This is a genomic window from Streptomyces sp. NPDC059718, assembly GCF_042733315.1.
GTDB lineage: Bacteria > Actinomycetota > Actinomycetes > Streptomycetales > Streptomycetaceae > Actinacidiphila.
Map to the genome: position 1 here is coordinate 1 of NZ_JBHWGA010000028.1, position 12,573 is coordinate 12,573.

Annotated in this window: 14 protein-coding genes; 7 read left to right on the forward strand and 7 right to left on the reverse strand. The window is 72.7% G+C overall.

The window, feature by feature from the left end:
* Positions 1 to 112: 112 nt before the first annotated feature.
* The 3 genes from ACFV3E_RS28260 to ACFV3E_RS28270 all read right to left on the reverse strand — a co-directional run bounded on the left by ACFV3E_RS28260 (position 113) and on the right by ACFV3E_RS28270 (position 3,100).
* Positions 113 to 1,270, reverse strand: a complete 1,158-nt coding sequence (locus ACFV3E_RS28260) for an Mrp/NBP35 family ATP-binding protein (RefSeq protein WP_500537219.1) — start codon at positions 1,268 to 1,270, stop codon at positions 113 to 115.
* A 79-nt stretch (positions 1,271 to 1,349) separates the two neighbouring features.
* Positions 1,350 to 1,877 carry a DUF1003 domain-containing protein gene (locus ACFV3E_RS28265; RefSeq protein ID WP_499516935.1) on the reverse strand — a complete coding sequence of 176 codons (528 nt, stop codon included), beginning with the start codon at positions 1,875 to 1,877 and terminating at the stop codon, positions 1,350 to 1,352.
* Positions 1,841 to 3,100 carry a magnesium transporter MgtE N-terminal domain-containing protein gene (locus ACFV3E_RS28270; RefSeq protein ID WP_500537220.1) on the reverse strand — a complete coding sequence of 420 codons (1,260 nt, stop codon included), beginning with the start codon at positions 3,098 to 3,100 and terminating at the stop codon, positions 1,841 to 1,843. The genes ACFV3E_RS28265 and ACFV3E_RS28270 overlap by 37 nt, the downstream gene beginning before the upstream one ends.
* 172 nt (positions 3,101 to 3,272) lie before the next feature.
* Between ACFV3E_RS28270 and ACFV3E_RS28275 the strand changes: the two genes are divergently transcribed.
* Positions 3,273 to 3,974 (forward strand): hypothetical protein, encoded by a 702-nt coding sequence (locus ACFV3E_RS28275; protein ID WP_500537221.1) that lies wholly within the window; start codon positions 3,273 to 3,275, stop codon positions 3,972 to 3,974.
* Positions 3,975 to 3,983: 9 nt separating this feature from the next.
* Here ACFV3E_RS28275 and ACFV3E_RS28280 read toward each other — a convergent pair whose 3' ends face one another.
* Positions 3,984 to 4,511: a hypothetical protein gene (locus ACFV3E_RS28280; protein ID WP_500537222.1), complete on the reverse strand. Its 528-nt coding sequence runs from the start codon at positions 4,509 to 4,511 to the stop codon at positions 3,984 to 3,986.
* Between the two features lie 136 nt (positions 4,512 to 4,647).
* On the opposite strand from ACFV3E_RS28280, the gene ACFV3E_RS28285 reads away from it, so the two are divergent.
* The gene (locus tag ACFV3E_RS28285) at positions 4,648 to 5,592 is read left to right on the forward strand and encodes a DMT family transporter (protein WP_500537223.1); all 945 of its coding nucleotides are present in this window, start codon (positions 4,648 to 4,650) and stop codon (positions 5,590 to 5,592) included.
* An 11-nt stretch (positions 5,593 to 5,603) separates the two neighbouring features.
* Here ACFV3E_RS28285 and ACFV3E_RS28290 read toward each other — a convergent pair whose 3' ends face one another.
* Positions 5,604 to 6,719 carry a magnesium and cobalt transport protein CorA gene (locus tag ACFV3E_RS28290; protein WP_500537224.1) on the reverse strand — a complete coding sequence of 372 codons (1,116 nt, stop codon included), beginning with the start codon at positions 6,717 to 6,719 and terminating at the stop codon, positions 5,604 to 5,606.
* A 441-nt stretch (positions 6,720 to 7,160) separates the two neighbouring features.
* Here ACFV3E_RS28290 and ACFV3E_RS28295 point away from each other — a divergent pair, with 441 nt between their 5' ends.
* The 4 genes from ACFV3E_RS28295 (at position 7,161) to ACFV3E_RS28310 (ending at position 10,165) form a co-directional block, all read left to right on the forward strand.
* Positions 7,161 to 7,751, forward strand: coding sequence for a suppressor of fused domain protein (locus ACFV3E_RS28295; protein ID WP_500537225.1), 591 nt, complete (start codon positions 7,161 to 7,163; stop codon positions 7,749 to 7,751).
* A gap of 163 nt (positions 7,752 to 7,914) precedes the next feature.
* Entirely contained in the window at positions 7,915 to 8,553 is a 639-nt protein-coding gene (locus ACFV3E_RS28300) for a DUF6758 family protein (RefSeq protein ID WP_499513799.1), read from the forward strand.
* An 82-nt stretch (positions 8,554 to 8,635) separates the two neighbouring features.
* Complete coding sequence (locus ACFV3E_RS28305) at positions 8,636 to 9,505, forward strand: PHP domain-containing protein (RefSeq protein ID WP_500537226.1); 870 nt, start codon at positions 8,636 to 8,638, stop codon at positions 9,503 to 9,505.
* 45 nt (positions 9,506 to 9,550) lie between these two features.
* Complete coding sequence (locus ACFV3E_RS28310) at positions 9,551 to 10,165, forward strand: MarC family protein (protein WP_499513801.1); 615 nt, start codon at positions 9,551 to 9,553, stop codon at positions 10,163 to 10,165.
* 107 nt (positions 10,166 to 10,272) lie between these two features.
* Here the strand turns inward: ACFV3E_RS28310 and ACFV3E_RS28315 are convergent, their stop codons facing one another.
* Positions 10,273 to 10,413, reverse strand: a complete 141-nt coding sequence (locus tag ACFV3E_RS28315; protein WP_086020735.1) for a DUF8834 family protein — start codon at positions 10,411 to 10,413, stop codon at positions 10,273 to 10,275.
* A 231-nt stretch (positions 10,414 to 10,644) separates the two neighbouring features.
* Here ACFV3E_RS28315 and ACFV3E_RS28320 point away from each other — a divergent pair, with 231 nt between their 5' ends.
* The gene (locus ACFV3E_RS28320) at positions 10,645 to 11,553 is read left to right on the forward strand and encodes an NYN domain-containing protein (RefSeq protein WP_431960347.1); all 909 of its coding nucleotides are present in this window, start codon (positions 10,645 to 10,647) and stop codon (positions 11,551 to 11,553) included.
* Here ACFV3E_RS28320 and ACFV3E_RS28325 read toward each other — a convergent pair.
* Positions 11,550 to 12,431, reverse strand: coding sequence for an alpha/beta fold hydrolase (locus ACFV3E_RS28325; RefSeq protein ID WP_500537227.1), 882 nt, complete (start codon positions 12,429 to 12,431; stop codon positions 11,550 to 11,552). The genes ACFV3E_RS28320 and ACFV3E_RS28325 overlap by 4 nt on opposite strands.
* Positions 12,432 to 12,573 lie beyond the last annotated feature (142 nt).

The window sequence follows — 12,573 nt, forward strand, 5'->3', positions numbered from 1 at the left end:
GCACAACCCGTTGGCGGGGGCGTGTGGGCGGCCGCCCCGGCTGGGGGCCGCCCCCGGGCCCGGGAGGCGCCCCTGAGCCGTTCCGGGGGCCGGTCGCGGCCGGCCCGCCGGTTCAGAACTTGTTGCGCGGCGTGATGCCCAGCGACATGCCGGCCAGTCCGCGCTGACGCCCGCCCAGCTTGCCCGCGATGGCCCGCAGCGCCGAGCCGGCCGGGGACTGCGGGTCGGTCAGGACGACCGGGCGGCCGTCGTCGCCGCCCTCGCGCAGCCGCACGTCGATGGGGATCTGGCCGAGCACCGGCACGGTCGCGCCGGTGGTGCGGGTCAGGCCCTCGGCGACCCGCTCGCCGCCGCCGCTGCCGAAGACGTCGACCATCTCGCCGCAGTGCGGACAGGGCAGCCCGGACATGTTCTCGATGACGCCGACGATCTTCTGGTGGGTCTGCACGGCGATGGTGCCCGCGCGCTCGGCGACCTCGGCCGCCGCCTGCTGGGGCGTGGTGACCACGAGGATCTCGGCGTTCGGGACCAGCTGCGCGACGGAGATCGCGATGTCGCCCGTGCCGGGCGGCAGGTCGAGCAGCAGCACGTCCAGGTCGCCCCAGTACACGTCGGCCAGGAACTGCTGCAGCGCCCGGTGGAGCATCGGGCCGCGCCACACGACCGGGGCGTTGCCCGGGGTGAACATGCCGATGGAGATGACCTTCACGCCGTTGGCCGAGGGCGGCATGATCATGTTCTCGACCTGGGTCGGACGGCCGTCCGCGCCCAGCATCCGCGGCACGCTGTGGCCGTAGATGTCGGCGTCGACCACACCGACCTTCAGGCCGTCGGCGGCCATCGCGGCGGCCAGGTTCACCGTCACCGAGGACTTGCCGACGCCGCCCTTGCCGGAGGCGACCGCGTACACCCGGGTCAGCGAGCCGGGCTGGGCGAAGGGGATCTCCCGCTCCGCCTGCCCGCCGCGCAGCGAGGTGGTCAGCTCGCGGCGCTGCTCGTCGCTCATCACGTCCAGCTCGACGGCCACCGCGGTCACCCCGGCGACCTTCGACACGGCGGTGGTCACCAGGTTGGTGATGGTGTCCCGCAGCGGGCAGCCCGACACCGTCAGGTACACGCCGACCCGCACCGCGCCGTCGTCCGCGATGTCGACCGACTTGACCATGCCCAGGTCGGTGATCGGCTTGTGGATCTCGGGGTCGTTCACCGTCGCGAGCGCGGCGCGCACCGCGTCGGGCGAGGGGGAGGAGCCGTACGCTTCGGTAGCCATGCGTCGATGGTACGTCCCGCACCGTGCCCGCAGGACCCCCGGTGGGCGGGTTCACACGGCGGCGGGACGACCCCGGCGGTCACTCCGCCTCGGCACGCTGACGCTGGTCGATGTCCTTCAGCAGCTCCTGCAGTTCGGAGCGGATCCAGTCGCGTGTGGCGACCTCTCCCAGGCCCAGCCGCAGCGCGGCCACCTCGCGGGTCAGGTACTCGGTGTCGGCGATGCTGCGGTCGTTCGCCTTGCGGTCCTGCTCCAGGTTGACCCGGTCGCGGTCGTCCTGCCGGTTCTGCGCCAGCAGGATCAGCGGGGCGGCGTAGGAGGCCTGCAGCGACAGCATCAGGGTGAGGAAGATGAAGGGGTAGGAGTCCCAGCGCAGATGGCGGGGCGCCAGCGCGTTCCACGCCACCCACGCGATGATCACCACCGTCATCCAGACGATGAACCGCCCGGTCCCCAGGAAGCGGGCGATCTTCTCCGAGAGCCGCCCGAACGCCTCCGGGTCGTAGGAGGGCAGGAAGCTGATCCGCGGTACCCGCGGCTGGTCGAGGCGGACGCGGGGGCGCTCGTCGCTCACTGCGCCGCCTCGTGCAGCTCCGTCTCGCGCCAGTCCTCCGGCAGCAGGTGGTCCAGGACGTCGTCGACGGTGACGGCGCCCAGCAGCGATCCGCTGTCGTCGACGACCGGCACGGACACCATGTTGTACGTGGCGAGGAAGCTGGTGACCGCCGGCAGCGGGGTGTCCGGCGACAGTGGTTGCAGGTCGCTGTCGAGGAGCGCGCTGACCAGGGTGAACGGGGGGTCGCGCAGCAGCCGCTGGAAGTGCACCGTGCCCAGGTACTTGCCGGTCGGGGTCTCGTCCGGCGGCCGGCAGACGTACACCTGGGCGGCGAGCGCGGGGGACAGGTCCGGGTTGCGGACCCGCGCCAGGGCGTCGGCGACGGTGGCGTCGGGGCGCAGCACGATCGGCTCCGTGGTCATCAGACCGCCGGCGGTGCGCTCCTCGTACGACATCAGCCGGCGCATGTCGGCCGCCTCGTGCGGCTCCATCAGTCCCAGCAGCCGTTCCTGCTCCTCCTTCGGCAGTTCGGCCAGCAGGTCGGCGGCGTCGTCCGGGTCCATCGCCTCCAGCACGTCGGCGGCCCGCTCCTGCTTGAGCTTGCCGAGGATCTCCACCTGGTCGTCGTCCGGCAGCTCCTCCAGGACGTCGGCGAGGCGGTCGTCGTCGAGGGCCGCGGCGACCTCGGCGCGGCGCTTGGGCGACAGGTGGTGCAGGACGTTCGCCAGGTCGGCGGCGCGCAGCTGGTCGAAGGTGGCGAGCAGCGCCTCCGCGCCCTGCGCGTGCTCGTCCAGCGAGAAGCCGGTGACCGCGGACCACACCACGGTCAGCGTCTCCCCGCTGCGCCGCAGTGGGCCGCCCTTGCCGCGGCGCACGAAGGCCTTGTCGATCTCCCAGTCGCGGCGCGCGGCGAGCCGCACCATGGACACGTCCAGCACGGTCACGTCCTCGCCGGTCTCGACCAGCGTCACCCGCTGGTCAAGCAGCTCGCCGAGGACCAGGGTCTCGGTCGGGCGCTGTTCGAAGCGCTGCATGTTGACGACACCCGTGGTGATCACCTGACCGGACTCCACGCCCGTCACCCGCGTGATCGGCAGGAAGATCCGGCGCCGGCTGACGACCTCCACCACCAGACCCAGGACACGCGGCGGCCGGCCCCCGACCCGCAGCATCACGACCACGTCCCGGACCCGGCCGACCTGGTCGCCGTTGGGATCGAAGACCCGCACCCCGGACAGGTGCGAGACGAAGACCCGGGAGGTTCCCGCTGGCATGCCGCCAGGCTAACGCCGCCCCCGCCCCCGGGCGCGCGGTAATGCTCCACGGGGGCTTCGCACGGCGTTCACAGCGGTTCACCCGGCCAGCGGTACGCTGCGGTAGCTTCGGCTCCGCTTCGCCGCTGCCCTCGTGTGACGGGCGCGTACAACTGCAGGAGGAAGAGAACACGTGATCCCCGGCCGCAGGTCAGCCGTCCTCGTGAGCCTTCTGGGCGCGGTCCTGGTGTTCGCCGGAGCGACGGGGTGCGCGGGTGATCCGGACGCGGGGACCAACGGCGTCGGCAAGCTGCCGGCCGGGACCATCGAGAAGCGCGCCCGCACCGCCGCCGACGCGGCCGACACGGTGCGGCTGTCCGGCACCGTCGTCAGCAAGGGGCGTGCCTACACGCTCGACATGCGGCTGCGCGGCAACGGCGGCCTGGGCGAGGTCACCTCCGAGGGCAGCACCTTCGAACTGCTGCGGGTGGGCGACGACCTGTACCTCAAGGCGGGCGCCGGCTTCTACGGCGACCAGGTCGGCGCCAAGCTCAAGAACAAGTACGTCAAGGTGCCCGCCGGGGACCCCACGTACGACCAGTTCAGCGGCTTCACCGACAAGGAGGTGCTGCTGGAGGGCCTGTTCGTCCTGCACGGCGAACTTGCCGTCGGGGACCACCGCTCGGTCGGCGGCGTCCGCACCATCGCGGTCACCGCGGACGGCGGCAACGGCGGCACGATCGACGTGTCCCTGGAGGGCAAGCCGTACCCGCTGCGCTACGAACGCGCGGGCGGCGCCGGCACGCTGACCATGGCCGACTGGGGCAAGGACTTCACGCTGCGCGCGCCGGACGAGGACGACGTCGTCGACTACGGCAAGGCCGTGACGCAGTAGGCCCGGGGCTCAGGCCCTCTTGCGGCGCCGCAGCAGCAGCTTCGGCAGACCGGCCGGGACCGGGTGGCGGGTGGTCGCGGCCGTCGGCACCGGGGCCGCCGCGCCACTGGCGTCCGTCATCGCGCCGGGGCGCTCCAGGGGGTCGCCGGTGGGCTCCAGGCGCAGCACGCGGCACTCGCGGGCCCAGCGTACGGTCATCGTCTCCGCGTCCGGCGCGTTCAGCCGCTTGCCCTTGAGCTCCTCCACCGCGGCCGTCCACGCCTCGCCGTCCGGGCGCAGCTCGGTGACCCGGACCGGGAAGACGACCAGCCGGCCGCCCTTGTCCTTGCTGCGGACGGTGACCGTGGCGGTGCCGCCGTCGGTGAGTCCGGGCCCGGGCAGCGGCTGCTCGCCGGGGCCGCCGCCGACGACCACCACGGCACCGTCGACCCAGGCGTGCCACAGGGCCTGACCGTCGGCCCAGAGCAGACCGGACTTCTTCACGGCCTCCTCGATCAGGGCCTGGTCCAGCTGCGGCTGCGTCACGGTGTCCGTCATGCGCCCACCCTATGGCGTGGGCCGCGCGGGCCGCCGCCGTGGTGCCGCACACATGGTGAGACGACAGGAGCTCGAGGCCCGGACGGGCCTTACGCTAAGGAGGCCATCGTCCCACCGTGCCCCGAGGAGACACCGCGTGTCCGCCGCGCCGTCCGCCAGCACCACGCCCGCCGTACCGAAGGCGGACACCGACTCCGGCGCAGCCCCGCACGGGAAGCCGCCACTGGACTTCGCGCTCCTGGCCGTCGCCATCGCCGGTGTCTCCCTGTCCGCGCCGCTGATCGCCGCCACCGCCGCGCCCGCGCTGGCCATCGCCTTCTGGCGGAACGCCATGGCCGTGGGCGTGCTGAGCCCGTTCGCCTGGCTGCGGCACCGGCGGGAGCTGCGGGGGATGGGCCGCCGTGCGTTCTGGCTGTCGATCGCGTCCGGCCTGGTGCTGGCGCTGCACTTCGGGCTGTGGCTGCCGAGCCTGACCATGACCTCGGTCGCGTCCTCGACGGCGCTGGCCACGACGACGCCGGTGTGGACCACCCTGATCCTGTTCATGCGCGGCCACCGGCCGCCGCGGATGGTGTGGCTGGGCTCCGCCCTGGCGGTCGCCGGCGTGGTGCTGCTGACCGGCGTCGACCTGTCGCTGTCACCGCGCGCCCTGGTCGGGGACGCCCTGGCGCTGGGCGGCGGCATCGCGGCGGCGGGGTACGTCCTGCTCGGCGCGGAGGTGCGACGGACCGTCAGCACGACCGCGTACACCTACGTCTGCTACTCCACCACGGCCGTGGCCCTGCTGGCCGGCTGCCTGGCCTCGGGCTCGGCGCTCGGCGGTTACGACGGCGGCACCTGGGCGAAGCTCGTCGCCCTGACCTTGGCCGCGCAACTGCTCGGCCACAGCCTGCTCAACCGCGTGGTGCGCGGGCTCGGGGCGTCGACCACGTCCACGGCGATCCTGCTGGAGACGCCGGGCGCCGCCCTGGTGGCGGCAGTCTGGCTGGGCCAGACCCCGCCCGTGGTGGCCTACCCGGCGCTCGCGGTGATCCTCGCCGGGCTGGCCCTGGTGATCCTGGCGGACCGCAGGAAGGCGTAGCCGGCGCGGGCCTACAGCCAGCCGTTGCGGCGCAGGATGCGGTGGATGGCGAGGCAGATCCCGCCGATCGCGACCAGCACCATCGGGTAGCCGTACCGCCAGTGGAGTTCCGGCATGTGCTCGAAGTTCATGCCGTACACGCCGCAGATCATGGTCGGGACGGCGATGATCGCCGCCCATGAGGTGATCTTGCGCATGTCCTCGTTCTGCGCGACGGCCGCCTGGGCGAGGTTGGCCTGCAGGATGGAGTTGAGCAGGTCGTCGAAGCCGACCACCATCTCGTGGACGCGGGCGACGTGGTCGGCGACGTCCCGGAAGTACTTCTGGATCTCGGGGTCCACCACGCGCATCGGCCGCTCGCTGAGCATCTGCATCGGGCGCAGCAGCGGGGACACCGCCCGCTTGAACTCCAGCACCTCGCGCTTGAGCTGGTAGATGCGACCCGCGTCGGTGGCCCGCGGGGACTTGCCCTGGGCGGAGAAGACGTCGATCTCCACCTCGTCGATGTCGTCCTGGACGGCCTCGCTGACCGCCAGGTAGTCGTCCACGACCTGGTCGGCGATGGCGTGCAGCACCGCGGAGGGGCCCTTGGCGAGCAGCTCGGGGTCGTCCTCCAGGCGGTGCCGCAGGGCGCGCAGCGAGCCGTGGCCGCCGTGCCGGACGGTGATGACGAAGTGCCGGCCGGTGAAGACCATCACCTCGCCGCTCTCCACCACCTCGCTGGTGGCGGTGAGTTCGGCGTGCTCGACGTAGCGGATGGTCTTGAAGACCATGAAGAGCGTGTCGTCGTAGCGCTCCAGCTTCGGCCGCTGGTGGGCGTGGACGGCGTCCTCCACGGCCAGCGGGTGCAGTCCGAACACCTCGGCGATCTCCGCGAACTCCCGCTCCGACGGCTCGTGCAGGCCGATCCAGACGAAGCCCTCGTTGCCGCCGCGCACCTTGTCCAGGGCCTCGCGCGGCGAGATGTGGTCGCTGCCGCGGCGGCCGTCCCGGTAGACGGCGCAGTCCACGACCGAGCTGGGCGTGGCCGACGAGGTGCGGGAGCGGTCCGGGCCGTAGTCGTATGACGTGCTGCTCTTGCGCAGGGCGGGGCGGACGACTGCGCGCAGGTCGCGGATCATCGACATGGCAAGCTCCTTCACGGACTGGCCGGGCTGAAATGCGGATCAGGGCAGGGTGATCACCGTTGATCACTGCGCAGTTCAGGGAGCTCTTCCGGAGGCGGCAGGGCGGACCCGGGCAGGCCGTTCGAGCGGACACGCGGCGCCGTCACGCGCTCGTGCTCGTGCTCGTGGAAAATCCGAGAATCCCCGTCGGTTCCGTGGTTCTTTGGTTTCACGCCCGGGTGACCGGGTACGGAACGCGGGGGATCAGGAGGGTTGCCGGGCGGAAGAGCTGCCGGTACTGCACGGTCGACTAGGATCCATTGCAGCCCCACCTCCTCCGGCCGATCCCCGCTGGGGGAAAGTGGCACGCCTCTACCGGCGTAGCCGACGGCCCACCTTATCAGGCGCCTCCTGCGCGAAGCCGCGGCTTTGCACGTTCCATACGCGCTCTATGCTCACTTCATGGTCGACGTACTGGGGCTCGTTGAGGCGCGGCTGCACATGGCCTTCGGTGAGCCGGACGCCCGCGCCGCGGTCACCTTCCTGGGCACCGAACGGATCGAGGTGCTGCGCTTCCGCGAGGGTGAGCTGCTGCGGTACGTCACCCTGGGCATGTCGCGCGCACCGATGAACGACCCCGTCACCGTCGTCGCGGACCCGGTGCGCGGCCCGCGCGCGGAGCTCGTGCTGACCCTGCGCGGCGGGCGCGGCGCCGACACGGACAAGGTCCTGCGGCCGCTCGCCGTACTGGCCGCCAGCCCCCAGGTCGAGGGCGTCGTCGTCACGCCGGGGAACTCGCTGGACGTGAGCGAACCGCTGTGGCCCGGGGCGGCGTTCTCGGCCGTCCTGGTCGCCGAGCCCGGTGGCCTGGTGGCGGACCTGGAACTCGACGCCCCGATGGACCCGGTCCGCTTCTTCCCGCTCCTGCCGATGACGGCGAACGAGGCCGCCTGGAAGCGGGTGCGCGGCGCCGGGGCGCTCCAGGAGCGCTGGCTGCAGGCGGGCACCGACCTGCGCGACCCGCAGCGCGCGGCGGTCCCGCTGACGGACTGAGCCCCGGCGGTCGGTGACACCCCCTCAGCGGTCCCCGCGGGGCCGCCTCCGGGCGACAGGCGTGACCGGTGGGGGAGGTGTGCCGTGCGGCGACGCCACGCGTCGAACCCGGACGGGTGATCGTCCTTGACGCGGGCACGCCGCCGGAGGACCGTGGGGCGTTATGAGGGGCGAACCCAGTTGCCCGAAGTGCGGTGGCCGGGTCCGAGCGCCCGGGCTCTTCGCCGACTCCTGGCAGTGCGACGAGCACGGCGCCGTGTATCCGTTGCAGCCTGTCGTGCCGCCGAGTGTGGAAGCCCTCGGCGTGGTCGTGAGCCGGTCGCACGTCCCGGTGTGGATGCCCTGGCCGCTGCCGGTGGGCTGGCTGTTCACCGGCGTCGCGTCCGCGGGGGACGACCGCAGCGGCGGACGGGCCACGGCGGTGGCGTGCTCGGGGCCGGGGCCGCTCGGCGGGCAGGGCGAGATGGTGCTGGTGGCCGAGGAGCTCGGGGTCGGGCTCGGGGCGAGGTTCGCCGGGATCCCGGGGCCGGACCCCGGTCCGGCGATGTGCATCGGCAAGCCACCGGCCGCCAAGGTGATCGCGGCCGGGAGGCCGACCGGCCTGTGGCACGTGAACGGGACGCCACCGGACCGCGCGGTCTTCGCGGGCGAGTCGTTCGGGCTCTGGCTGTGGGCGGTCGTGTGGCCGGAGGAGTCGGGCCTGCTCATGTACGACGAGCTGATACTGACCGATCTGCGCGAGGCCGGCGCCGAAGTCGATCTCGTACCGTGCGGGGCGCTCTCCCCTCGCCTGCTCTCCTGAGATTCACAGGTTGTCCGGGCAGTTATCCTGGTAATCACAACCCCTGAATCCGTCCGAGCACCGAGCGCCTGGAGTGACCTGCGTGCGAATCGATCTGCACACCCACTCCACGGCCTCCGACGGCACGGACACCCCCGCAGAGCTGGTCCGGGCCGCGGCCGCGGCCGGGCTGGACGTCGTGGCCCTCACCGACCACGACACGGTCGGCGGCTACGCCGAGGCCGAGAAGGCGCTGGCCGAACTGCACGCCGCGGGCGCCGCGGCGCCGGTCCTGGTCACCGGCGCCGAACTCTCCTGCCGCATCGACGGGGTGAGCCTGCACATGCTCGCCTACCTCTTCGACCCGCAGGAACCGGAGCTCCACCGGGAGCGCGAGCTCGTGCGCGACGACCGGGTGCCCCGCGCACAGGCCATGGTCGCCCGGCTCCGCGAGCACGGGGTGCCGGTGACCTGGGACCGCGTCGCCGAGATCGCCGGCGACGGTGCCGTGGGCCGGCCGCACATCGCCCAGGCGCTGATCGAGGCGGGACTGGTGGACAGCATCGCCGAGGCGTTCACGCCCGAGTGGATAGGGCCGGGCGGGCGCGCCTACGTCGAGAAGCACGAACTCGACCCCTTCGAGGCGATCCGGCTCGTCAAGAACGCGGGCGGGGTGACGGTCTTCGCCCATCCCGCCGCCGTCAAGCGCGGCACCTGCGTGCCCGAGGGCGTCATCCACGACCTGGCCGCGGCCGGGCTCGACGGCATCGAGGTGGACCACATGGACCACGACGAGCCGACCCGTGCCCACCTGCGCGCCCTCGCCGCGGAGCTGGGGCTGCTCCCCACCGGGTCCAGCGACTACCACGGCACCCGCAAGACCGTCCGGCTCGGTGAGTACACCACCGACCCCGAGGTCTACCGGGAGCTCGTCCGCCGGGCCACCGGCGCGGCGCCCCTCACCCGTCCCTGATCCCCCACCCACCCCCACCCACCCCCGCAACCCTTCGCAAGGCCCATGGATCTGTTCTCCCTCACCCTGTTCGGGTCGGTCTTCGTCACGCTCTTCGTGATCATGGACCCGCCCGGGATCACCCCGATCTTCCTCGCCCTCACCTCCGGCCGCGCGGCCAAGGTCCAGCGCCGTATGGCCTGGCAGGCCGCCACCGTCGCGCTGGGCGTCATCACCGTCTTCGGCATCTGCGGCCAGCAGATCCTGGACTACCTGCACGTCTCGGTGCCGGCCCTGATGATCGCCGGCGGTCTGCTCCTGCTGCTCATCGCCCTCGACCTGCTCACGGGCAAGGCGGACGAGCCCACCCAGACCAAGGACGTCAACGTCGCGCTGGTGCCGCTCGGCATGCCGCTGCTCGCCGGGCCGGGCGCGATCGTGACGGTGATCCTCGCGGTGCAGCGCGCGCACGGGTTCGGGCAGCAGCTGTCGGTGTGGGTCGCCATCGTCGCGATGCACGTGGTGCTCTGGCTGACGATGCGTTACTCGCTGGTGATCATCCGTCTGATCAAGGACGGCGGTGTGGTGCTGGTCACCCGGCTCTCCGGCATGCTGCTCTCGGCGATCGCGGTGCAGCAGATCGCCAACGGGGTCTTCGGCTTCATCCGCGGCGAGGGCTGACGGACCGTCGGCGGAATCCGGACGCGACAAGGGCCCCGTACCGTGGTGTACGGGGCCCTTCGCGTTCATGGCGTCCGGCCGTGCGGCCACGCCGGGGTGACGGGGCCTTACTGGGCCGGGCGGATGTAGATGCGCTGGCCGATCGCGGCGGCCTGCTGGACGATCTGGTCGACGGAGGCGGCGTCCACGACCGTGCAGTCGACGGCGCGACCGTCCTGGTCGTTGAGGCGCATGATCTCGAAGCGCATGGTGTTCACGGCTTCTCCCTTCGTCCGGGCACTCCTCCATTGGAGTACGGGGCTGCTTCGCAGCCGTTACCTGCCTGGGTCATTCATGTATCAACAACAGTTGCCCCCGCGAAAACCTTCCCTGTCCTAAAGAAAATTTTTCCCACGCATCTACCGGTGGGTAGCCACCGGTACCAGCGGTCCTGGTTCCGGTTGTGTGTGCGGACGGAACCGCCGGACAATGTGATCTCTATGAACGACGACGCCCTTTCCGCCATCGCCGCCGGCATCGAGCGCACGAACGAGCTCCTGCAGCGGGTGCTCGCCGAGGTCGCCACGACCCCGGCGACCCACGCCGTGTTCGTCGACGCCGGGTACGTGTACGCCGCGGCCGGTCGCCTCGTCGCGGGCACCGAGGACCGGAGGGCCTTCGAACTCGACGCCGAGGGCATCATCGAGGCCTTCATCGACCGGGCCCGCACCCTCTTCGCCGACAGCCGCCTGCTGCGCGTCTACTGGTACGACGGCGCCCGCCGCCGCATCCACACCGCCGAGCAGGAACGCATCGCCGAGCTCCCCGACGTCAAGGTGCGGCTCGGCAACCTCAACGCCAGCCGCCAGCAGAAGGGCGTCGACTCGCTGATCCGCAGCGACCTGGAGTCACTGGCCCGGCACCGCGCCATCAGCGACGCCGTCCTGATCGGCGGCGACGAGGACCTGGTCTCCGCGGTCGAGGCCGCCCAGGGCTACGGCGCCCGCGTCCACCTGTGGGGCATCGAGGCCGCCGACGGCCGCAACCAGGCCGACCCCCTGCTGTGGGAGGTCGACAGCCTGCGCACCCTCGACCTCGACTTCTGCAAGCCGTACATCACCCGGCGCACGGCCCCCGTCTACGGCGACGCGCCGATCCCCACCGGGCCCATCCCGACCCGTGAGGACGTGCACTTCGTCGGGGCCCGGGTCGCCTCGCAGTGGCTGGCGACGCGCGGCCGCGACTCCCTGGCCGAGCTGCTGCCCGGCCACCCGTACCTGCCGCCCGCCTACGACCAGGAACTGCTCGTCGAGGCCGAGGGCATGCTCAACATCTCGCTGCGCGGCCACGCCGACCTGCGGCGCGTGCTGCGCGACGGCTTCTGGGAGCACCTGCAGGCGCGGCTCTAACCCCAGAAGCCGATCAGCGCGCCGGCGGTGCGGGCCGGCTGCTCGGCGTTGGGGGAGTGCTCGGCCCCCTCGATCACCACGCGGCGGGCGCCGAGGCGCACGGCCATCGCGTCCAGCCACGGGACGGGCCAGGCGTAGTCCACCGCGCCGGAGAGCACCAGCTTCGGCAGGGGCACGGCCGCGAGTTCCGCCACCCGGTCCGGCTCGTCGAGCAGCTGCCGGCCGGTGGCCGTCAGCTGCTCGGGCGCCGTCGCCAGCCAGCGGCGGTGCAGGAACTCCTCGACCGCCCCCTCGGCGTTCGCCGTGCCTTCGAGGTCCTCGGCGTCCAGCTCGCGCATCGCGCGCCACACGCCCTCCATGTCCATCGCGGACAGCGCCTCGAGCAGCAGCTTCGTACGGGCCTGCTGGGCGGGTTCGATGGCGGCCGGGCCGGAACTCATGAGGGTGAGCGACGCCCAGGGCAGGGGGGCGCCGTCGCCGTGCCCGGCCAGGACGGCGGCGCGGACGACCAGGCCGCCCATCGAGTGCCCCAGCAGGTGCACCGGCTCGCCGGGAGCGGTGCCCAGCGCGGCGGTCTGCGCGACGACGTCGGCGGCCAGCTCTCCTTGCGCGTACGCCGCCTCGTCCCGCGGGCCCGGCGACTCGTGCTGGCCCCGGCCGTCCACGGCGACCGTGCGGTAGCCGGCGGCCGCGAGCGGTTCGAGCAGCGCGACGAAGTCCTCCTTGCTGCCCGTGAACCCGGGCACCAGCAGGGCGGTGCCGCGCCGCGGCGTGCCGGCCGGCGGGACGGCGTCCAGCACGGCGAAGGCGCCGCGGGCCGTCTCCAGGGGGTACGCGGTGGCGTTCTCGGGCAGCGTCAGGAACGGCGGTCGGCTCATGCGCCGAGGCTAGCCGGGCCGGGTTGCCCCCACACGACGCGGGCCCCGACCTCCGGCGCCGCGCGGGCGAACGCCGACGGCCGGGGGCCCCCCGCGGGGGGGCCCGCCGGCCGGGGGCGGGGGGGGGGGGAGCCCGGCGGGG